Below are 569 nucleotides of genomic sequence, written 5' to 3'. Positions count from 1 at the left end.
GGCCGACGTTGTTGCCCTGGTCGGTGCCGTGCCCGAACAGCAGCCACGACAGCTTTTCGTTGTCGGTGACGTTCGGCTCCGACACGAGCTTGACGGTCGGCGACTGGATCGTGCCCGTCACCTGCACGCCGGCCTCGACCTCCTGGTTGCGCCGCATCGCGAGGATGTTGACGCCCGGGTTCGATACCGGGCCGTTGAACGTGAAGAAGCCGTTCTCGATCGCGAGCTTGCGGCCGAACGTCGTGTACGTCGAACCTTCGGTCACACGCACGTTGCCGACCGCGCGCAGCGGCACGCCCGGCGCGCTCATCACGGTGATCGTGCCGCGCAGCCCCAGATCCGCGCCGTGCCCCTTGAAGCGGAAATTGTTGCCGAGCCCGACGTCGATGTTCGCGCGCGGCGCGAGCGATGGCGCCGGCTTGTCCTCGACCGCCTTCGGCTTCGCGACCGCGGTGCCGGTCGGCGTCTCGCCGCGCACCGTGCCGTCCGGCTGCACGATCACGACGTCGTCCGACAGGTGCGGCGCCGATTGCTCGGGCAGGTCGAACAGCGCGCGGTCGACCACGAAC

Annotated in this window: 1 protein-coding gene; it reads right to left on the bottom strand. The window is 69.1% G+C overall.

Annotation, left to right across the window (positions count from 1 at the left end; genetic code table 11):
- Positions 1-569, bottom strand: a 569-nt coding sequence (locus ACU8YE_RS24085) for a translocation/assembly module TamB domain-containing protein (RefSeq protein ID WP_446929874.1), incomplete at both ends; no start/stop codon positions are given.

The sequence above is a fragment of the Ralstonia sp. VS2407 genome (assembly GCF_052950655.1).
The sequence above is the reverse complement of the archived record's forward strand: the minus strand, read 5'-3'. Positions and strand labels throughout refer to the sequence as shown.